Consider the following 23,206-nt stretch of genomic DNA (forward strand, 5'->3'; position numbering starts at 1 on the left):
TTACTAACCGTGCAAAGTCAGTAATCTTATTCTACACTGAGGTATTTTTTTCTCAACCTTCTTTCTTGGAATTCCTTATATTTGAATTATACAGGAAGCTCCTTAATCGGCATCATTCATTTTTAAGCTGCTTTGCTCCTAATATCCATTCATTTTCCGTATCTTTCTTATTCTTGAAAATATTATGTATCATCTGAAGACAGATTTTTGCCTCGCAGCTTCAGATAGTAATATTTCACTTTTTCGACAAGTGTTGTCAAATAACGAAGCACCGGTTCTGTAGCAATCGCAAATACTACAAAGAGCATAATACATTCTTTTGTCATACTTGTAATAGCGAACAGATCTTTTAGGAAGATGCTGCAGAACAATAATCCTGCAATACATCCGCTTACAATACTAAACCGTATTTTATTCATCGGCGCGCTGATCTTATATAAGATCATAAATCCTACGATCGCCAAAAGCATCGTTGCCGCCGTTGATATATCCGTAGAGCTTACGTCAAATGTTCTTCCAAATATGACAAGAGCCGCAACTGCAAGAGCATCTGTCAACGCAGCAGGAAGCGCTTTTAATAGCACATTTGTAAGGAAATGTCCTTTGATCATATTTTTATTCGGTTCCAGAGCAAGGAAGAATGCAGGAACACCGATTGTAAACATACTGATCAATGATACTTGAGACGGCTCCAACGGATAAGTAAACATAAACACGACAGACGCAACGCTTAGCAAAAATGAGAAAATATTCTTCACAAGAAATAAACTTGCCGATCTCTGAATATTATTTACAACCCGCCTTCCTTCCAACACAACTTCCGGCATACATGAAAAATCTGACTCCAGCAAAACAAGCTGAGATGCCTGTGCCGCAGCGTCGCTTCCCGATGCCATGGCAATACTGCAGTCGGCATCTTTCAAGGCAAGCACATCATTAACCCCGTCTCCCGTCATTGCTACCGTATGTCCTGCCTCTTTTAAAATACGGACAAACTTCCGTTTCTGACTCGGCGTAACCCGACCGAAAACCGTATTATTCAGAAGCGCTTTCCTCATGGACTGTTCATCTTCAAACTCTGACGCATCTACATATCTGTCTGCATTTTTAATTCCGGCCTGCTTTGCAACATTGGAAACAGTAACCGGATTATCCCCTGAGATAACCTTTACTTCTACGCCTTGTTCTGCGAAATACTCAAACGTCTCTTTTGCAGCTTCTCGTATAGGATTGGCAAGTAAAACAAAGCCAAACGGAAGAATGCCATGTGTCAGAGGTTTTCCGTCAACCTCTCCGTCATAAATTCCAAAAGCAAGAACTCTGGATCCTGTAGATGCATATTCTGTGATCTCTTCCGCATAATCGTCATACTTTTCTTTTAAAACAAATTCCGGCGCTCCGAGCACATAAGCTCCGTCTTCAAATGTAACGCTGCTGTATTTTGTTGCGGAAGAAAATCCTGTTTTTGACAAAACCTTCTTTCCTGATGCTTTTGTAAAATATTCTTTTAGGGCAGCCATCGTAATATTATCATTTGTCATAGCTGCCGCAAAATCTCCGACAAGCAAAGATAACCCGCCCTTTTCTTTTTCATCGTACTCATCCGTCTTGATCAGCTTTTGGACTTTCATTGTATTTTCCGTAATCGTTCCTGTCTTATCCACACAAAGCACGTCTACACGGGCAAGCGTTTCAATACATTTCATATCATGCAAAAGCACTTTTTTCTGTGCAAGACGAATTGAACTCACCGCAAGCGCCACACTTGCAAGAAGATACAATCCTTCCGGAATCATTCCGATCACCGCCGCGATCATAGATGTCACGCTTTCTCTAAATCCATCATGTTGAATGAAAAATGCCTGTGAAAAAAGAACGATTCCGATCGGGATAATAGCTACTCCTACACATTTAACAAGCTTATCAAGCGAACGAATCATTTCCGACTGTTCTTTTGACTGCATCGCTTTTGCCTGCAATGTCAATTTCGATATATATGAATCCTCTCCTACTTTATCAAGCCGCGCGTGACATTGTCCGGAAACAATAAAGCTGCCTGACATCAGTTTATCGCCTTTACGTTTTGTAATCTCATCGGCTTCACCTGTCAAAAGCGATTCATTCACCTGAACTTCTCCGGCAGATACTTCCGCATCGGCACACACCTGATCGCCGGCTTTAAAAATTACGATATCATCTACGACAAGATCTTCGGCATTGATCACCGTTCTTTTTCCGTCTCGGACAACAGAGGCGCGGGGCGCATTCAACATAGTCAGCTTATCCAGTACTTGTTTTGCTCTAATCTCCTGAATAATTCCAATCAATGTATTTGCAATAATAACCGGAAGAAATGTCAAATCTCTGAAAGATCCCACAAGACAGAGCAATACTGCAAGCACGACAAAGATTAAGTTGAAATAAGTAAATACATTTTCATGAACAATCTCTTTCGTCGTCTTTGACGGAGGTTCAACCGCCTTGTTCGTCCAACCGTGCAGCCGGTGTTCCTGAACTTGCTGACTTGTCAGTCCCTTTTTATATTCGGGATTATATCTTGTTGTCGGGAGCCGTCGTTCCTTTTTTTCTTCTACCTGCAATTTTTTTCTTCTTGCCATACAGCTTTTCACCTCTGTCTCTTCTTTTGTGTCTAACTTCTTATTGCTGTTCTTTTTTATTTTCTATTCATACCGTTGTACAAGGGTAGCGTCGATGTACAGACCGTAAACGGTTCTTTCTGTACAGCGACGCTATCGCCTGCAATTTTTTAATTTTAACAGATAATCTTTATTCCTCAGAAATATGCACTTCTTTGTCTGATGCTTTTTCTTCCTCTAAAATCTGTCTGCCATCTGCCGCAAACTCTGCGCCTGATGCAGTCTCTCCATCTGAAGAAAGTTCTTTCTGTGACAAGATCCGCATAAATTCGTCCCCTGTGATTGTTTCTTTCTCATACAAATATTTGGCAAGTTCATGCAATTTCCCCTGATTATCTTTCAACAGCTTTCGCGCCTTCTCATAAGACTGTTTTACCATATCTACAACCATATCGTCAATAGTTGCCGCTGTCTCAGGAGAACAACTTAAACTGCTGTCGCCTCCGAGGTACGGATTTGACTGCGTCTCAAGAGCAACCATTCCAAATCGGCTGCTCATACCATATCTGGTGATCATTGCCCTGGAAAGCTTCGTCGCCTGTTCAATATCATTTGACGCTCCTGTTGTCACTGAGCCGAATACAAGCTCCTCCGCGCATCTTCCTCCTGTCAATGTCGCAATTTTATTTTTAAGTTCTTCTTCAGTCATCAGATTACGTTCCTCTTCTTCTACCTGCATCGTATATCCGAGCGCACCCGAAGTTCTGGGAATGATCGTAATTTTTGTCACCGGAGCCGAATGTGTCTGTAATGCCGCCACCAAAGCATGACCGATCTCATGATATGCGACGATCAGTTTCTCTTTCGTCGAAAGAACACGGTTTTTCTTTTGGTATCCCGCGATCACAACTTCAATACTTTCCTCTAGATCCGACTGCACAACAAATTTTCTGTTTTCACGGACAGCCCGAAGAGCCGCCTCATTCACCATATTTGCCAACTCCGCTCCTGATGCTCCCGAAGCTGCTCTTGCAATCGCATTAAAATCCACATTATCCCCGAGTTTTATTTTTCGTGCATGCACTTTCAGTATTTCTTCACGCCCTTTAAGATCGGGAAGTTCTACAGGGATTCTCCGGTCAAAACGTCCCGGGCGCAAAAGCGCCGGATCCAATGTGTCCGGTCGGTTTGTTGCCGCAAGTATTACAACACCTTTCGACGCATCAAAACCGTCCATTTCTGTAAGGAGCTGATTCAATGTTTGCTCCCGTTCATCATTTCCTGCCATTCCGTGGCTGTCACGTTTCTTGCCGATCGTATCGATCTCATCGATAAATACAATACAAGGGGCTTTCTCATTTGCCTGTTTAAACAGATCACGCACTTTTGAAGCTCCCATGCCGACAAACATTTCTACAAATTCCGAACCCGAAATAGAGAAAAACGGAACTCCCGCTTCCCCTGCAACGGCTTTTGCAAGAAGCGTCTTTCCTGTTCCCGGAGGCCCCACAAGGAGGGCGCCTTTCGGACATACGGCGCCGATTTCCTGATATTTCTGAGGATTATGAAGGAAATCAACAATCTCTGTCAAAAGTTCTTTTGCTTCATCTTCACCTGCCACATCGTTAAACGTAATACCCGTCGTAGACTGCACATATACTTTTGCATTGCTCTTTCCAAACTGCATAAACTGGTTTCCGCCTGCCGCTCCGCCCATCTTTTTCATGAGTTGACGTGACAAAAACTGTCCGAGGAGAATGAAAATGATCATCGGAATCACGATTGATAAGAGCATACTTAAAAACGGACTCATCTGTCGATCCGCAACTCTTCCGAACTTACATCCTGCTTTTTCCAAACGGTTTACAAGATCCGGGTCATCAAACCTCGTAGTTTCATACTGTCTGGAATCTTCACTTTTATCTGTAAAATAAATGCTTTCGCCTTCGAGCTGTACTTTCGATACTTCTTTGTTTTCTACCATCGTAAGGAACGTGCCGTAATCAACTTCCTCAACATTTCCCCCTACAATGGCAGGGAATACAAAGGAGTTAAAAAGGATCAGCACCGCAATCGCTATCAGATAATATACGATCAATGGCTTTCTTGGTTTTTGTACTTGTTTCATAAAAGTCCTCCTTTCTGTATCCCTCTGCTTCTCTTCTGTTAAACCAATCTTTTAAAGAGAGCTTTATTTTTCTTTTTTCTTCAGCGCCAGACGGATTGCTTTCAAAATCTGGATGATCGGAATATTCACTGCCGCAAGGCCGTATACGATCAAAAGCTGCGTCAAATTCAACGTCTGTACTTTAAAAATACTGTGAAGTCCCGGAATCATAACAACCATTGTCACTAATGCCAGACCTACAACAAATGCACCTATCAAATAAATATTATTTAAAAGCTTGCTTGTAAATACAACAGGTCTGTCTGATTTGCAGTTAAATCCATGGAACAATCTTGCAGAGCACAGTGTCGCAAATGCCATTGTACTTCCAAGCAATGCATTACCGCCTTTATATCCGATCAAAAATGCGATCATTGTTGTGATTCCGATTGACAGTCCTTCTGTTCCGATTTTCAGCATAAAATCTTTTGTAAGGATCGACTCGTTCATCGGTCTTGGTTTTTCTTCCATCACTTCTTTAGAGTGAGGTTCAAGTCCGAGTGCTATTGCCGGAAGGCTGTCTGTCAACAAGTTAATAAACAACAAATGCACAGGTGCGAACGGAACCGGAAGACCTGCGATAGAAGCGTAGAGCACAGCGAGAATCGCGCCAAAGTTTCCCGAAAGCAAAAACTGGATGGAGTTTTTAATGTTCCGGTAAATATTTCTTCCGTTTTCTACCGCTTTTACGATCGTTGCAAAGTTATCATCTGTCAATACCATCGCCGCTGCATCTTTCGATACTTCACTTCCGGTGATTCCCATTGCAACACCAATATCCGCCTGTTTCAGCGCCGGCGCATCGTTTACTCCGTCACCTGTCATAGATACAATATTTCCCTTTTCCTGCCATGCACGTACAATACGGATTTTATGTTCCGGAGAAACACGGGCATATACGGAAATTCCCTCTACAAAATCTTTCAATTCTTCATCGGAAAGTTTATCAATCTCCGCACCTTCACATGCTTCAGACTCATCTTCCAAAATACCGATTCTTTTCGCAATCGCCGCAGCCGTCACTTTATGATCTCCCGTGATCATAATCGGACGAATACCCGCCTTCTTACATTCCGCTACAGCAGCTTTGGATTCTTCACGCGGAGGATCCATCATTGCGATCAAGCCGATAAACGTAAGATTATATTCGTCTTCCAAAGTCAATTCCAACTCGTCTGACACTGTTTTATATGCAAAAGCAAGAACACGGAGTCCCTGTCTTGAAAATGCCTGATTTTGTTCTTCGATATTTTTTCTGTCCTGCTCCGTCATCGGACGCACTTCAGAACCGATCTGTATCTGATCCATACGAGTCAGCAACACATCGACCGCACCTTTTACGATCATCGTAGGAACATTTTCAATCGTATGCTTTGTTGACATTAACTTACGATCGCTGTCAAAAGGATTTTCACTCTCACGAGGATATTTCGTTCTTATTTCTTCCGGATCAAGTCCAAGCTTACTTCCAAGATTGATCAAAGCTGTTTCTGTCGGATCTCCGATTTCTACGCCGTCTGTATTTTTAGAATCGTTGCATAACATACTTCCGATCAACAGCCTGCTCTGGGAAGGGTCATTCAAATCTATATCTTCTGCTTTAATGCAAAGCTCATCAACATAATAATCTTCTACTGTCATTTTGTTCTGTGTCAGCGTTCCTGTTTTATCAGAACAAATGATCGATACGCTTCCGAGTCCTTCCACTGCCTGAAGTTTACGCATGATCGCATGTTCTTTCGCCATCTTCTGCGTACCAAAAGAAAGTACGATTGTAACAATAGAACTAAGCGCTTCCGGAATTGCCGCCACTGCAAGGGCTACTGCAAAAAGAAAGGCATCACCGATCTTATCGCCTCGCAAAATATTGATTCCGAATAAAATACCACAGAATACAAGGATCAAGATCGACAACTTTTGACCAAACTGATCCAGATTGATCTGAAGCGGCGTCTTTTTCTCGGAAGTTGTCTTTAACAGACTTGCGATTTTTCCGACTTCTGTCTCCATCCCGATTCCGGTTACAACAAAAGATCCCCTTCCATATGTGACAAAGCTTCCTGAATAAACCATATTCAATCTATCGCCAAGCGGAACCTCTTCTTCATTTATAATATCTACAGACTTTTCTACTCCAAGACTTTCTCCTGTCAAAGCGCTCTCATCAACTTTCAGGCTGGCGCTTTCCAAAAGACGTCCGTCGGCAGGAATGTAATCTCCTGCATCCAACATTACAATATCACCGACTGTTACTTCCGAAGACGGAATCGGGATAACTGTTCCGTTTCTCAGCACTTTTGCTTCCGGACCGGAAAGTTTTTTCAGGCTGGCAAGAGATTGTTCTGCTTTCACAGTCTGAACTGTTCCCAGTATTGCATTCATTGTGATTACGATTAAAATAACCGCCGTACTTTCCACATCTCCCATAAATCCCGATGCAATAGCCGCAATGATCAGGATGATAACAAGAAAGTCCTTGTACTGTTCAAGAAAGATCTGAAGCACCGTCTTTTTCTTGCCCTCCACAAGCTCATTCCGACCGTATTTTTCCTGATGCTCTTTCACCTGCGATTCAGTAAGCGGTTCGGCAGAGCCGTTTAACTGCTTCATCGTATCCTCTCCGGACATTTGATAAAATGTTTTCATCTGTTTTCCTCCTTAAGATTATATGAGTGTGCATTATGCACGGAGCTTTTTCATCCTATAAGAAGTAATATTTCTCATACAATAAAAAAGAGACTCCTATTGCACACTAATTATGTAATGCAATAAAAGTCTCACTGTTTAATCACGATACGGATGCATATGCATCGTACTGACGACATCGCAAACGCTTTTAACAAGCGCCAGTTACTCCCTTTTACTAAACAGTAATATATCTGAAATAAAAGTATGTGTCAACGCCTTTTCTTAAATTAACAGTTTTTTCACAAACTATCGATCAAAGCTTTTACTTTCCTGGCAGCATGTTCTAAACGAATAAAAAATGAAAATATCTTATTTCCTATATTAACATACTCCCTGCGCTGTCATTGCATCTGCAACTTTCTCAAATCCGGCAATGTTGGCTCCTACTACATAGTTACCTTTAAATCCGTATTTTTCAGCTGCATCAGCCATGTTATGGCAGATATTTACCATGATCGACTGCAGTTTCGCATCTACTTCTTCAAATGTCCAGCTTAAGCGCTCGCTGTTCTGGGACATTTCCAGAGCAGATGTTGCGACACCGCCTGCATTTGCTGCTTTTCCCGGTGCGAAGAGGACTCCGTTCTCCTGAAGGTATTCTGTTGCTTCCATCGTAGTCGGCATATTAGCGCCTTCTGCAACTGCCATACATCCGTTTGCAACAAGCATTTCTGCATCTTCAAGATGAAGTTCATTCTGTGTTGCGCATGGAAGAGCGATATCAACTTTCACAGACCATACTCCTTTTCCTTCGTGATATTCGGAATTCGGACGATATTTTTTATACTCTGTCAGTCTTGCACGATTTACTTCTTTAATTTCTTTCAATGCTGCAAGATCAATTCCTTCCGGATCATATACCCATCCTGTAGAATCACTTACTGTCACTACTTTTGCTCCAAGTTCCTGTGCTTTTTCCGTCGCATAAATTGCAACATTACCTGAACCTGAAACTGCAACTGTCTTTCCTGCCAGTTCTTTTCCGTTGATCTTAAGCATCTCCTGTGTCAGGTATAACAGACCATATCCTGTCGCTTCTTTTCTTGCAAGAGAACCGCCGTAACTTAAGCCTTTTCCTGTAAGAACGCCTTCGTAAACGCCGCGGATTCTCTTATATTGACCGAACATATATCCGATCTCTCTTGCGCCTGTTCCGATATCTCCTGCCGGAACGTCTGTATCTGCGCCGATATATTTACAGAGTTCTGTCATAAAACTCTGACAAAATGCCATAACTTCTCTGTCGGATTTGCCCTTTGGATCAAAATCACATCCGCCTTTACCGCCTCCGATCGGAAGTCCTGTAAGGGAATTTTTAAATATCTGTTCAAATCCGAGGAACTTAATGATACCAAGATTTACTGAAGGATGAAGGCGAAGTCCGCCTTTATACGGTCCTATTGCACTGCTGAACTGTACGCGGTATCCTGTATTAACCTGAACCTGTCCGTTGTCATCTACCCACGGAACACGGAACTTAATCTGTCTTTCAGGTTCGACGAGTCTTTCAAGAAGAGCTTCTTTACGGAACTTTTCCTCATTTGCTTCAATTACAACACGAAGAGATTCAAGAACCTCTTTTACTGCCTGATGGAATTCCGGTTCTGCCGGGTTTTTCTTCACAACTAAATCAATTACCTCATCAACGTATGACATCTCAAATTACCTCCTGAATGAATTTACGGATCATATCCGACATAGAATTTTTTCTACTCGTACATTTTAAAAGGAAAATGAAAGATTGTCAACGTAAAATTTCAATTTTTTGCCTTTATTACATATAATATATCCTATTTTGAAAGAAAAACATCTTGTTTTATTCATTTTGGGCGCTATATAATTTAATCAGATTCTTTCTTCCATAACGAAAAACAGGATGCCGTCGGCATCCTGTTTAAGTGCACTTATTAATTATATTTACGTTTTCTAGCAGCTTCAGATTTTTTCTTACGTCTTACGCTTGGTTTTTCATAGTGCTCCCTTTTGCGGATCTCCTGCTGAATACCAGCTTTAGCACAGTTTCTTTTGAATCTGCGTAAAGCGCTATCTAACGTCTCGTTTTCTTTAACGATTACATTTGACATAGTCTCACACCTAACCTCCCCTCCAGCCTTGTATTGTGCATAATACGACTGTTCGGGTATTTTTATTGCACTAATAAAGATTATAACATATTTTTTTCTCCCGTCAACTATTTCCGAGCAAAAACTTCATAAAAGCTTATAAAAAATGCATTTTTCTATATTTTTACAAAATAAAACTATTCTTTGATCTGTTCTGCAAGAACTTCTTCCGCTTTTTTCAATGCATCCTGGATTCCTGACGGATTCTTTCCTCCCGCCTGCGCCATATTCGGACGACCACCGCCGCCGCCTCCGACACATCCTGCGATCGCTTTCACAAGATTTCCGGCGTGAGCGCCTTTTTTCATCGCTCCGTCTGTCGCAGTAGCCATCAGACTGACTTTACTATCGCTTCCTGATGCAAGGACGACAACTCCGTCTCCTAATTTTTCTTTCAACTGATCGCCAAGTTCTCTAAGTCCGTTCATGTCAACGCCCTCGATCTGCGCTGCCAAAAGTTTTATTCCTTTTACTTCTTTCACCTGATCCAGTACGTCTCCTGCCGCACTTTGAGCGATCTTACTTTTCAGACTTTCCACTTCGCTGTGTAATGTTTTGTTTTCAGCAATCATATGATGAATCTTATCTGATAAATTGTCAGGCGTTGCTTTTAAAAGCGCTGCCGCATTTTTCAATTTTTCTTCTGTCTGCGCATAATATTTCATCAGCCCTTCTGAAGTCAAAGCCTCAATTCTGCGAACTCCTGCCGCCACACCTGTCTCTGAAACAATTTTCAGAGCCATAATCTCCGATGTGTTATTCACATGAGTTCCGCCGCAAAATTCAATAGAATAATCTCCCATATTCACGACACGGACTATATCACCGTATTTTTCTCCGAACAGAGCCTGCGCTCCTGTCTTTTTTGCCTCTTCGATCGGCATATTTTTAATATCTACATCGTATGCTTTTGCAATACTTTCATTGACAAGTTTCTCAACCTGTGTGATCTCATCTTCTGTCATCGCCGAAAAATGTGTAAAATCAAAGCGAAGTCTGTCTTCATTTACGCTTGATCCTGCCTGTTCTACATGACTTCCCAACACTGTACGAAGTGCTTTTTGAAGAAGATGAGTTGCGCTATGATTCCTTGCTGAAAGAGCACGCTTTTTCGCATCCACTTCCAGCACTACTTTATCTCCGGATCTGATCATTCCCTTTGTCATAACTCCGACATGACCGACTTTTCCGCCGAGCAATTTCACTGTATCTTCTACTTTAAATTCACCTTCTGCAGTACGGATATATCCTGTATCCGCCTCCTGACCTCCGCTTGTCGCATAAAACGGGGTCTCCTGAACAAAGACCGTACCGTGCTCTCCTTCAGATAATGCGTCCGCAATCTCCGTTTCCGTTGTAAGAACAGTCACGTCTGATTCCCATGTAAGATGTTCATATCCGACAAATTCACTTGTCACATTCGGATCGATAGACTCATATACTGTTACATCAGCTCCCATATAATTCGTCACTTCACGGGCGTCACGGGCTTTTTTTCTCTGAACTTCCATGGAGGCTTTAAATCCATCTTCATCCACACAGAGTCCTTTTTCTTCCAAAATTTCTTTTGTCAGATCGAGAGGGAATCCATATGTGTCATACAGGCGGAAAGCATCTTCGCCGTTTAATATCTTTTCTTCTTTTTTCTCCATATCAGAGATCATCTCTGCCAAAATTCCAAGTCCCTGATCTATTGTTTTATTGAACTGCTCTTCCTCTTTGGAAATCACGTTCAAAATAAATTCTTTCTTCTCCTCCAGCTCCGGATACCCGTCTTTTGATCCCGCAATGACAGTTTCTGCAAGCTCCGGCAGGAATCCTTTGTGAATGCCGAGAAGTCTTCCATGACGGCAGGCTCTTCTAAGCAGACGGCGAAGAACATAACCGCGGCCTTCATTAGACGGCATAATTCCATCTGAGATCATAAAAGTCACAGAACGGACATGATCTGTAATGACGCGGATCGAGACATCATTGTTGTACTCTTCCCCGTATTCTTTTTCCGCAAGGCGGCATACGTGATCACGAAGCGCTTTAATCGTATCAACATCAAAAATAGAATCTACATCCTGCACAACAGACGCCAGACGTTCCAATCCCATTCCCGTATCAATATTCTTCTGCTCCAGCTCACTGTAATTGCCGTTTCCGTCATTGTCAAACTGTGTAAATACATTATTCCAAATTTCCATGTAACGGTCGCACTCGCAGCCTACTGTACAATCAGGACTTCCACAGCCGTATTTTTCTCCCCTGTCATAATACACTTCTGAACAGGGTCCGCACGGACCGGAACCATGCTCCCAGAAATTATCTTCTTTTCCGAATTTAAAGATACGTTCTGCCGGAATCCCCATCTTCTTATTCCATATTTCAAATGCTTCCGCATCGTCCTCATATACGGACGGGTACAGTCTATTCGGGTCAAGGCCGACTACTTCTGTCAGAAATTCCCATGTCCACTGAATCGCTTCTTCTTTAAAGTAATCTCCAAACGAAAAATTTCCGAGCATTTCAAAAAATGTACCGTGACGCGCTGTCTTTCCGACATTTTCAATATCTCCCGTACGGATACATTTCTGGCAGGTAGTCACTCGCTTTCTCGGCGGAATCTCCTGTCCTGTAAAATATGGTTTTAACGGCGCCATACCCGAATTGATAAGCAGAAGGCTCTTATCATTGTGCGGCACCAATGAAAAACTCTTCATCGCAAGATGTCCTTTACTCTCAAAGAACTCTAAAAACATTTTTCTAAGTTCATTTACTCCATATGCCTTCATTGCATTTTCCTCCTCTTTCGCTCCAAAAGCCTGTTTTATAATATATCATAGAGGGTTATATTTGTAAAGCGGACGCCAAAAAAAGGCGCCCGCTTACTTGTAGGATTACAATACATGTGTTACAACTGAATAATTAAAAAGCGGAAATACCTTTTCTGTGTTATGCTTTAAGCTACCAAACCTAAACATTTAAGAAAGGAAGTATTCCCGCATGGCAAGTATAACACAAGATATGAGGTATCGTCTATCCCTGATCCGTTTCGCCGAAAAATATGGTGTCTCAAAAGCAGCAATTAAATATAAGACAAACCGCCAGTATATTTATCGTTGGAAGCGCCGCTATGACGGCACAATAGAGTCTCTCCGCGATCGTTCACGCCGTCCCCATCACCATCCCAATCAGCATACACCTGAAGAAATCAAGCTGATCCAAGATATGCGTAGGCGCAATCCCCATTCTGGTCTGGTTGTCTTTTGGGTCAAACTTATGCAGCGCGGTTATAAACGTTCCATCCCAGGATTGTATCGTTTTCTGAAGAAACAGGGAATCTTGGCTCAAAAACTTCCGAATCCCAAATATATTCCGAAGCCTTATGAGCAGATGAAATATCCCGGACAGCGTATCCAGGTCGATGTGAAATTCGTTCCTGCATGTTGTCTTGTCAATAATGCGAAAGGAAAGAAATTCTATCAGTATACCGCCATTGATGAGTACTCCCGCTGGCGGTATGTGGAAGCTTTTGAAGAACACAGCACCTATTCATCCGCACAGTTCCTCAAGCATCTGATCCAACGCTTTCCTATGCCAATCGAATGCGTTCAGACAGACAACGGCGTGGAGTTTACAAAGCGCTTTTCCACTTCCGGCAAAGAAACATTGACTTTATTCCAACGGACTTTAAAAGAACTTGGCATCCAACATAAACTGATCCGACCCTTTACACCACGTCATAACGGAAAAGTGGAACGCAGCCACCGCAAGGATAATGAACGTTTTTATACCTCGCATACTTTCTATTCCTTTGAGGATTTTTCCAAGCAGCTTCAAACCTATAACCGTAGGGATTATAACCAGTTTCCCATGAGACCTCTGGGGTGGAAATCACCACAAACTGTTCTGAGGGAATTTATTGATCGGGGTGTAACATATGTTTGACAAACCTACAACGCCAAAAAAAGGCGCCCGCTTACTTATCTTATCCCATATTTTATCTGCAATTTTCCGTTTACGGCATTTCCGCTTTCTTTTCTTGCAGTCCGGCTGTCAAATTTGTATTTATTTTAATCAAGTTCGATCTCTTCTAATTCTTTCGGCGGAATTGACTTACTTGAGTTTTTCACGAAAGCCGCAAGATCTTTCTTCGCCTTCGGAAGAGGAATATTCGTTCCCGCTCCGGCAATACATCCTCCCGGACATCCCATTCCTTCGATCAGACAACCGTTCATCTTGCCTGCCTTTGCCAGAGTTAATATCTTTTTACATTCCTTCAATCCTTCTGCGTGCTCAATATTCACCTGTACATCAGGATAATATTCGTTAATACATTTTTCTATTGCCTCGGCAACTCCGCCTGCACATCCGTATCCCCTGCCAGCTCCGGTTGCATCATGGAAGGAAGACTCTGCTTCATACTCTGTCAGATCGATCTCTTTTGCATCAAACATTGCCTGCAATTCCTCAAAAGTAACAACAAAATCAACGTCACTTCGCACGCTTCTTCTTGACGCTTCCAGTTTCTTCGCGGCACATGGTCCGATAAAGACTACTTTTGCTTCAGGGTGTTTCTGCTTAATTGTCCTTGCCGTCGCCACCATAGGAGTAAGTTCCTGGGAGATCTGGTCGATCAGATCCGGGAAAAATTTTTTTGCCATGACAGACCATGAAGGACAACAGGATGTCAAAAGAAACGGCAGTTCACCCGTCACAACTTTATCCACATAGTGATGCGCCTCTGCAATCGCGCCGATGTCTGCTCCAAGCGCAACTTCATACACTTCCGAAAATCCGAGTTCACGAAGAGCGGCTTTAATATTTCTCGGTGTAATATTATCACCGAACTGTCCTACAAATGCCGGAGCGATCTCCGCAATTACATTTTCACCTTCTGATAACGCCCGTGCAAGCTGGAATATCTGAGACTTATCCGAAATCGCGCCAAACGGACAACTTACCATACACATACCGCATGAAACACATTTTTCATTATCAATATATGCTCTTCCCATTTTGTCGGATTTAATCGCATTCACACCGCAGGCTTTCTGACATGGACGCTCCTTTTTCGCGATCGCATCGTACGGACAGACTGATTTGCATTTTCCGCATTTGATACATTTTTCCTGATCGATATACGACCGCCCGTTCACCATGGAAATAGCGTCTTTCGGACAGACTTCCTGACACGGGTGCGCAAGACAGCCTTTACAGATATTGCTTACCTCGTATTTATTCTCTTCGCAGCTTTCACATGCGGACGGAATAACCTGCATCAGCGGAGGCTCATAATATTTTTCAGAGATATTGCTTGCTTCCACGCCCGCAGTTAAATGAACCGGCTTATTTTCCGGACGCAGGGAAAGTCCCATCGCCAAACGCAGCCGTTCCCTTACGATCGCCCGTGCGCGGTAAACGCTTTCTCTGTATTTCTCTGAATCTTCATTTACGATCGCATACGGAATGGCTTCCATATCCGCAAGAAGCGTATCCTCATCTGCCTTAAATCCAAGCTGCGCCACTTCCTTAAACACTCTTCTCCGGATTGCCCGTACCGGAGTATGTAATCCTCTCATCATCTGCACTTACCTCCTGATATACTAAATTGAAACGACGAGCACATCTGTTCCTATTTCTTTAAATATATCTGTTTACAAAATCATTGTCAACAACCGAATATTCTTTCTCTGACAAGTATTTATTCTTTTTTATCGGCACTTTTTTGCAGCGCATCTTTAAAAATCTTTTCGGCGTAATGTACGGACTGCATCGCATCTTTCCCATAAAAATCCGCACCGATCATATCTGCATACTCTTGGTTGAGCACAGCTCCCCCGACCATCACTTTACAGTCCGGTTTCTTTTCCCGAAGCATCTTTATCGTCTCTTCCATACTGACTACCGTTGTTGTCATAAGAGCGCTTAATCCGACAAGCGGAACTTGCTTTTCACATGCCGTTTCTACAATTTTTTCAGGCGATACGTCTTTTCCAAGATCGATCACATCAAAACTGTAATTTTCTAAAAGCACTTTCACGATATTTTTTCCGATATCATGAATATCTCCTTTCACGGTCGCCAAAATGACTCGTCCCTTTTTTTCTCTGATCTCACCGCTTTTTTCCATCTTTTCCTTCAGAACAGAAAATGCGGATTTTGCAGCTTCCGCACTCATCAGAAGCTGAGGCAGAAAAACAGTTCCTTTTTCAAAGCCGTCGCCGACATGATTTAATGCAGGAATCAATTCTTCGTTGATAATATCGAGCGGAGCTTCTGTCGCAATCATATCTGTTGTAATTTTCCCCGCGTCATCCCGCAGCCCTTTTTCGATTGCCTCTTGAAGCGTCATTTTTGAGCTGCTTTTTCTGCTTCTGTCATTTTCCCCCTTTAATTTCGTTTCGGAAAGTTCAGATGTTTTCATTATATTTGTGCTCACTACCGAATTGGCATATTTTTGAATATATTGTTCACAATTATTATCCAGATTCATAAGAGCATGGTATGCATACCACGATTTCATCATGTCTTCCGATGATGGATTTATAATTCCGGCACTCAGACCGTTTAGCATTGCCATTGTATAAAAGGCTGCGTTTACGATCGGGCGGCATGGAAGTCCAAAGGATATATTAGAAACTCCGAGAACTGTATTGACTCCGATCTCATCTCGAAGTCTGCGAAGCGTCTCCAATGTCACTTTTGCTCCTTCCGGCTCAGAACTGATCGTCATTGCGAGTGCGTCGATTACGATATCTTTCTTTTTAATCCCGAATTTTTCAGCTGTTTTTATGATTTTTTCCGCAATCCTCACACGGCCGTCCGCATCCGCCGGAATTCCGTCTTCATCCAAAGTCAGACCGATAACAACTCCGCCGTATTTTTTTACAAGAGGAAACACTTTTTCCATTGACTCTTTCTTTCCGCTTACGGAATTAACCATTGCCTTTCCGTTGTAAATACGAAGCGCTTTTTCCATCGCTTTTTCATCAACCGTATCTATCTGCAGCGGAATATTAACGACGCTTTGCAGTTCCTGAACTACCTCTTCCATAAGCGCCGGCTCGTCAATATCCGGCAGTCCGACATTCACATCAAGAATGTGAGCTCCCTGATCCTGCTGTGTAATCCCTTCTCTTAAAATATAGTCAAGATCGTGTTCTTTCAGCGCTTGTTTAAACCGTTTTTTACCGGTGGGATTTATCCGCTCTCCGATAATTTTTGAACCCTCACCCAAAATAACGCTTTGCCCGTAAGAGGAAACAACCGTAAACTCTTTTTCTGTCACCGGAACAAGTTCTGCGTTTTCACATCTTTTACGCATGGCACGGATATGTTCCGGCGTCGTTCCACAGCAGCCTCCGATCACACATGCCCCCATCCGGACGATTTGCTCCATATATGCCGCAAATTCATCTTCTGTCACATCATAATATGTTTTCCCGTCTCTCTGTTTCGGAAGTCCTGCATTTGGCTTTACAATAATCGGAACAGACGAATATTTGATCAGTTCTTCCAACACCGGAAGCATCTCTTTTGGTCCCATTGCGCAGTTTATCCCGAGAGCATCGACGCCTAAACCTTCTAAAAGCGCAACAACAGATGAAACATCCGCTCCTGTCAAAAGTTTTTTCCTCTCGTCAAATATTACGGTAGCAAATACCGGAAGAGACGTGTTTTCTTTCGCCGCTAAAACAGCTGCTTTTAATTCGTATGTATCGCTCATTGTCTCTATATGGATTAAATCTGCTCCCGCCTGCTCTCCTAAGATCACTACTTCCTTAAAAGCTTCATATGCCGTCTCAAATTCCAGATCTCCCATAGGTTTCAGCAATTTCCCCGTAGGTCCGACATCAAGAGCCGTATAGATTTTACGCTCGTCTCCTGTTTGTAAGAGCGCCTCCCGCTCTGCTTTTTTCACATGGCTGACCGCCGCCTTTATAATCTCTTCTAAAGAGCAGGAATCATCATGAAACTTCAGCGCATTTGCACCAAATGTATTCGTCAAAATGATATCGCTTCCGGCTTCTATATATTGCCTGTGTATCTTGTATATTTCTTCCGAATGTGTCAGATTCCACGTCTCCGGTAATTCTCCCGGCGCGAGCCCTTTTTCCTGAAGCAGAGTTCCCATTCCCCCATCAAAAAAGAGGAGGTCTTTTCCAAGTCGTTGTCTGATCATCTCTTTCTCCTTTTTTTCGTCGTTTTCCTTCTCTACATATTTGTCTCATACATCTAACTGTCAGCGTCTGTAAATACACTCTTTCTTATCGCAGACTTCGCAGCCTGCAATCGGGCATCTCTCTTTTATTCGACTTGCCCCGATCACTGCGGTAACAGATTTCGTCGGTGTCATCATAAAACTTTCCGTCATCGTAAGTCCGATTGCCTTTGCACAATCCAGCATCTGCATAAATGATTTCTGAAAACCGATATCAAAATCGCCGTATCCCGGACTGAACCTCGGGCGCAGATAAAGACCTTCCTTTTCAAGTTCCTCGCCGATTTCAAATTGTTTCTCATCACAAAATTCTTCCAGCATTGCCGCTGCACATGCCTGAAGCACAACAGCGTTTGCCATATCTGTCAGAGATGTTCTTGCTATCAGACGATCCACTCCTGTCCCTAATGTCGCACCGAACAAAACAGCCTTTTCACAGTGATTTAAGTTTCTTGCAAGGCTTTTGCTGCTAATCTGTAATGTTCCGATCGCAACTTTTTCTTCATCTATCCGATTCATTTCAAAAATACGAAACACCGAGCGAAGCGCCGATACTTTTTCCAGCTCCAAAAAACCTTTTTCAACAAGACGGCTTGTTGCCTCATCTACCGGATTTTTCCCATACCCCAAATAGCGGACAGCTTCCTGAAAACATTTTTCCATTCTATCACCTACGCCTTTATAATCTCCGACAAATTGTTCATAATTGCAGCTGCAACATGCGGTTTATTCATTGTATAAATATGAATATTGTTCACACCGTTAGAAAGAAGATCAATGATCTGATCGGTCGCATATGCGATTCCCGCCTGTTCCATCGCCGCCGCCGAGCTGCCGAACCGATCAAGGAGAGCTAAAAATCTTCTCGGAAACACTGTCCCTGACAATTCCTGACTTCTTTTCATCTGTTTCTCACTCGTCATCGGCATAATTCCCGGGAGTACCGGAACATTGATCCCTGCTTCCCTGATCCTGTATAAAAAATTATAATGGATATCGTTATCAAAAAACATCTGTGTCGTAAGAAAATCAACGCCGCTATCTACTTTTTGTTTTAAATACCTGATATCTTCTGCCTTATGTTCGTTTTCTACATGACCTTCCGGATAACATGCAGCTCCGATACAAAAATCGCCATGCTTACGAATCTCCTCTATCAACTCATATGCATATCTAAAACGATTTCCGTTCGGGAACGGCATGCCTTCCGGGATATCTCCCCGAAGCGCAAGAATGTTTTCAATCCCGTTTTCTTTCAGATTTTCAATCACATCTCTTACTTCCTCTATCGTTGAAGAAGCACATGTCAAGTGTGCAAGACTAACCACTCCGAGATCATCCTTTATATGAGATGCGATCTTTGCCGTATTCTTACTCGTACCGCCGCCCGCACCATATGTCACGCTGATAAACGCCGGATTTAACTTCGCCATAGCATCAGTTGCCGCGATCACTTTTTCAAATCCCGCATCGGTCTTCGGCGGAAACACTTCAAATGAAATATGTATTTTGTCTTCTTTTAATCTGTCTATAATTTTCATCTTTACTCTCCTGACTGTTTTTCTCTGTCGTACGGCTAAGTATTAGAAATCCATTTCCTTCGACATTTTTTAGGTAAAATTATCCTCTAAAACGCTTTTTCTGTCAAGTATTGTTTCTTCAAACGACCGAAAATACCAAAAGCACATTTTGGATTTGCAAACGAGTGGCAAGAACTTAGATAAATTTAACCCCCTGTTCGGCGCTGCTGCAAAAAAACACAAGACGAAACGAATGTCCGTCTTGTGTTTTTATATGTACCTCTTACTATGTCTTATTCCCCGATCAAGCTCTTGTATAATTCCTGATATTGTCCGGCAGAATTCTTCCATGAAAAATCTTTGCTCATCGCACGTTCTACGATCTTATTCCAGTCACGTTTTCTGTCATAATAAATTCTTTCCGCATAACGAACTGTATTAAGCATCTCATGTGCATTATAATTAGTAAAGCTAAATCCTGTTCCTGTCTTGTCAAATTCATTATACGCTTCAACCGTATCTCTAAGTCCGCCTGTCTCACGCACAATCGGAATCGTTCCATAACGCAGGCTCATCAGCTGACTTAATCCGCACGGTTCAAACAGTGATGGCATAAGAAATGCATCGCAGGAAGCATAAATCTTATGTGAAAGTTCATCCGAATAAAAGATGTTTGCGGATACTTTTCCGGAGTACTTCCATGCAAAATGACGGAACATATTCTCATATTTCACATCACCTGTTCCAAGCACAACGATCTGAACCGCATCCTGACAAAGTTCATCCATAACGTAATCGACAAGATCAAATCCTTTTTGATCTGTAAGCCGTGAGATCATTCCGATCATCATCGTTTTTGTATCTTTCTCTAAACCGAGTTCTTCCTGCAGCGCTTTCTTATTAAGAACTTTATTCTTCCTGAAATCTTCAACCGAAAAGGTTTTTGCAATTCTAGGATCTGAAGCCGGATCCCAGTCTGTATAATCCAAGCCGTTGACAATACCGCAAAGATCATTTGCCCTTGCCGACATTAATCCGTCAAGACCTTCACCGTAAAACGGTGTTTTGATCTCTTCTGCATAACTGTTACTTACCGTTGTCACTTTATCGGCATATACGATACCGCCTTTAAGCAAGTTTGCATCTTTATATGCCTCCATCTTATCCGGAACGAAATAGTATTCCGGAAGTCCGGTAATTTCGCGAACAGATTTCGTATCCCATACCCCCTGGAATTTCAGATTGTGGATTGTCATCACAGTTTTAATTCCGCGATAGTATTCTCCCAGATATCTGAAATTATCAAGATAAACCGGTATCAGTCCCGTCTGCCAGTCATGACAATGAATCAGTTCCGGACGAAATCCGATCACCGGAAGTATGCTCAGCACTGCTTTTGAAAAGAAGGCAAACTTTTCTATATTCCACTTCGGATCCCCATCATACGGAGCAAATCCACTGAAATAATATTCATTATCGATAAAATAGAAAATAATACCGTTCAATTCAATCTTCAGTACTCCGACATACCTGTCCTGACCTGCAATGTCCATATAAAAATGGGCAACATACTCTAACTTCTCTTTCCACTCCTGTTTCATGCACATGTAATTCGGAATAACAACACGAACATCATATTTTTCTTTGTCGAAATCTTTCGGAAGCGAACCGACAACATCTGCCAGACCTCCGGTTTTGATAAACGGTACACACTCCGATGCAGCAAACAAAATATTTTTCATATCCTGATCCTCCCATTCTTCACATAAATTCCCGGAAAGAATTCTGTTAATTGTTATTATACCCTATTCTCTGCGCAATGAAAAGGACTTTCCTAGTTTTTATGCCTGTATTCAAGCTGAATTGTATCGGCAATCAGCGCAATAAACTCTGAATTGGTCGGTTTCCCCTTTCCTGTACTCACAGTATATCCAAAAAGCTCATCAAGCGTATCCAATTTTCCGCGGCTCCATGCCACCTCGATCGCATGTCGAATTGCCCGTTCGACGCGGCTTGACGTTGTCCGGTATTTTTTTGCAACTGTAGGATACAATATTTTTGTAATTGCATTCAGCACATCCATGTCGTTTACTGCCATCATGATCGCATCCCGCAGATAATGATACCCTTTGATATGCGCCGGTATTCCAATCTCATGAAGCATATTCGTCACTCTGCTTTCCAGATTTTCCCGTCTTGATGAAACTTCCTGTATACTCTCTTCATTTTTCTTTTCAAAAACCGCCGGCTTTTTTCGGATCGATTTGATCCGATCCAATAAAATCGTATGATTAAACGGTTTCATAATATAGTAATTTGCACCTTTATTAAATGCATCTTCTGTAATTTTTTCCTGTCCGACAGCAGTAAGCACTATAAAATACGGTCTTTTGTCGACAAACTCCTGCTTGTTTACTTGCTCCATTACTGTCAATCCATCCATTTTCGGCATGATCAGATCAAGCAGGACAACATCCGGCTGTCTGTCCTTTATGATCTGACACATCTCTTCTCCATTTTTCGCTTTTCCGACGAGATCCAGTTCCTTGTCCGTTTGTATGATGTCGTCAAGCATATCTAGAATTCTCTGGTTGTCGTCAGCGATCGCCACACTCAAATGCTCCATTCTCGTCTCTCCTTTAGTTTTGAGACCATCCCTTTAAAACGCCACTCGCTTATTATATCTATGCCATTTTGCATAATCAAGCGAATCTTGTAGTAACAATTCGACATTTATCCACACATTTCCGGTAAATTCACCTGTTTTAACATATTTTCTATGAATATTCCGTAACCTTTTGTCGAGTCTTGTACGAAAACGTGGGTTACTGCTCCGATCAATTTCCCGTTTTGTATGATCGGACTTCCGCTCATCCCCTGAATAATCCCTCCTGTTTTTTCAAGAAGTTCTTCGTCCGTCACCTTAATCACAAGTCCTTTATTGATCTCCTGAGACATCATGTCGACTTGAGTCACTTCAATATCAAATTCTCTAACTTCATTATCTACAAAACATCGGATTGTAGCAGGTCCTGTTATAATTTCTTCTTTTTTTGCAGTCCTGATTGCCGTCTGTTCTGTGAAAAGTTCATCAATTTTGTCGATTTTCCCATAAATCCCAGCCTCTGTATTTTTATCGATTGTACCGAGAATATTATAATTGTTATAAATGATCATACCCTCCATACTTCCCGGAGATCCGCTCTGTCCTTTTGTGATATCTCTGATACTCGTGCGGTATACATTTCCTTCCGCAATCGACATAAGAACACTTGTATCCACGTCATGAATCCCATGCCCAAGCGCGCCAAACCGACTTTGATCCGTTAAAAAAGTAACTGTTCCCAAGCCTTGTACATTATCGCGAACCCATATACCAAGCCGATATTCTCCCGTTTCATATTCAACCGGCTTTATTTTCAAATCTATCGTCTCCCCATTTCGTCTGACCGTCAACACCACGAACGTTCCGGTTAGATTTCCGACAGCCTCCAAAAGCTCTTTTTTTCCCGTAATTTCACAATGATCTACTGCCATAATATAATCGCCTGCTTTAACAATTCCTTTTGCTGGTTCATGCTCCTTTCCATCCGCTCCGGCAATCTGCTCTGTATTAAGAACCATCACTCCGTCCGTTTCCATATAAATACCAATCGGCATTCCTCCGACAAGCACCGTATCATTATTCATCGCTTCTATTCCCGCATCTGTCGAAACCGGTTTCTTTCCACGAATCATTTGATACTGCAAAATACCCATAGCCGCAAAGAAGAAGGAGAGGAATAGACAGAATACAGCGGTCACATACTTTTGTTTTTTCAACATATCCACACCCTTTCTCTGATATCTCGATAATTTTTTATCCGCATCCGCTCCTTCTTTCCTATATAAAAAGAAAC

At 42.2% G+C, this 23,206-nt stretch carries 14 protein-coding genes; 1 reads left to right on the forward strand and 13 read right to left on the reverse strand.

Annotated features, from left to right (window positions below; translation table 11 throughout):
- Nucleotides 1–182 precede the first annotated feature (182 nt).
- The 6 genes from ACH9UM_RS04805 to alaS all read right to left on the reverse strand — a co-directional run bounded on the left by ACH9UM_RS04805 (nt 183) and on the right by alaS (nt 12,355).
- Entirely contained in the window at nt 183–2,618 is a 2,436-nt protein-coding gene (locus ACH9UM_RS04805) for a cation-translocating P-type ATPase (RefSeq protein WP_004844950.1), read from the reverse strand.
- A 169-nt stretch (nt 2,619–2,787) separates the two neighbouring features.
- Nucleotides 2,788–4,725: an ATP-dependent zinc metalloprotease FtsH gene (ftsH, locus tag ACH9UM_RS04810; protein WP_004844949.1), complete on the reverse strand. Its 1,938-nt coding sequence runs from the start codon at nt 4,723–4,725 to the stop codon at nt 2,788–2,790.
- A 63-nt stretch (nt 4,726–4,788) separates the two neighbouring features.
- Nucleotides 4,789–7,410, reverse strand: coding sequence for a cation-translocating P-type ATPase (locus tag ACH9UM_RS04815; protein ID WP_004844948.1), 2,622 nt, complete (start codon nt 7,408–7,410; stop codon nt 4,789–4,791).
- Between the two features lie 363 nt (nt 7,411–7,773).
- Nucleotides 7,774–9,108 (reverse strand): NADP-specific glutamate dehydrogenase, encoded by a 1,335-nt coding sequence (gdhA, locus tag ACH9UM_RS04820; protein WP_004844947.1) that lies wholly within the window; start codon nt 9,106–9,108, stop codon nt 7,774–7,776.
- Between the two features lie 251 nt (nt 9,109–9,359).
- Entirely contained in the window at nt 9,360–9,536 is a 177-nt protein-coding gene (gene rpsU, locus ACH9UM_RS04825; protein ID WP_004054229.1) for a 30S ribosomal protein S21, read from the reverse strand.
- A gap of 176 nt (nt 9,537–9,712) precedes the next feature.
- Entirely contained in the window at nt 9,713–12,355 is a 2,643-nt protein-coding gene (alaS, locus tag ACH9UM_RS04830; RefSeq protein WP_004844946.1) for an alanine--tRNA ligase, read from the reverse strand.
- Between the two features lie 211 nt (nt 12,356–12,566).
- Between alaS and ACH9UM_RS04835 the strand changes: the two genes are divergently transcribed.
- Nucleotides 12,567–13,511: a DDE-type integrase/transposase/recombinase gene (locus tag ACH9UM_RS04835; protein WP_009243765.1), complete on the forward strand. Its 945-nt coding sequence runs from the start codon at nt 12,567–12,569 to the stop codon at nt 13,509–13,511.
- A 125-nt stretch (nt 13,512–13,636) separates the two neighbouring features.
- Here ACH9UM_RS04835 and ACH9UM_RS04840 read toward each other — a convergent pair whose 3' ends face one another.
- The 7 genes from ACH9UM_RS04840 to spoIVB all read right to left on the reverse strand — a co-directional run bounded on the left by ACH9UM_RS04840 (nt 13,637) and on the right by spoIVB (nt 23,132).
- On the reverse strand, nt 13,637–15,148 hold the full coding sequence (locus ACH9UM_RS04840; RefSeq protein WP_004844945.1) for a 4Fe-4S dicluster domain-containing protein: 1,512 nt from the start codon (nt 15,146–15,148) through the stop codon (nt 13,637–13,639).
- Between the two features lie 119 nt (nt 15,149–15,267).
- Nucleotides 15,268–17,748 (reverse strand): homocysteine S-methyltransferase family protein, encoded by a 2,481-nt coding sequence (locus ACH9UM_RS04845; protein ID WP_004844944.1) that lies wholly within the window; start codon nt 17,746–17,748, stop codon nt 15,268–15,270.
- Between the two features lie 60 nt (nt 17,749–17,808).
- A complete protein-coding gene (locus ACH9UM_RS04850) occupies nt 17,809–18,450 on the reverse strand; it encodes a vitamin B12 dependent-methionine synthase activation domain-containing protein (RefSeq protein ID WP_004844943.1) in 642 nt (213 codons plus the stop codon).
- An 8-nt stretch (nt 18,451–18,458) separates the two neighbouring features.
- On the reverse strand, nt 18,459–19,328 hold the full coding sequence (metF, locus tag ACH9UM_RS04855; protein WP_004844942.1) for a methylenetetrahydrofolate reductase [NAD(P)H]: 870 nt from the start codon (nt 19,326–19,328) through the stop codon (nt 18,459–18,461).
- Between the two features lie 272 nt (nt 19,329–19,600).
- The gene (glgA, locus tag ACH9UM_RS04860; protein WP_004844941.1) at nt 19,601–21,049 is read right to left on the reverse strand and encodes a glycogen synthase GlgA; all 1,449 of its coding nucleotides are present in this window, start codon (nt 21,047–21,049) and stop codon (nt 19,601–19,603) included.
- 92 nt (nt 21,050–21,141) lie between these two features.
- A complete protein-coding gene (gene spo0A, locus ACH9UM_RS04865) occupies nt 21,142–21,933 on the reverse strand; it encodes a sporulation transcription factor Spo0A (protein ID WP_004844940.1) in 792 nt (263 codons plus the stop codon).
- A 107-nt stretch (nt 21,934–22,040) separates the two neighbouring features.
- The gene (gene spoIVB, locus ACH9UM_RS04870) at nt 22,041–23,132 is read right to left on the reverse strand and encodes a SpoIVB peptidase (protein WP_004844939.1); all 1,092 of its coding nucleotides are present in this window, start codon (nt 23,130–23,132) and stop codon (nt 22,041–22,043) included.
- Nucleotides 23,133–23,206 lie beyond the last annotated feature (74 nt).

Origin of the sequence: Mediterraneibacter torques (genome assembly GCF_044591705.1) — a bacterium.
Classification (GTDB): Bacteria; Bacillota; Clostridia; order Lachnospirales; family Lachnospiraceae; genus Mediterraneibacter; species Mediterraneibacter torques.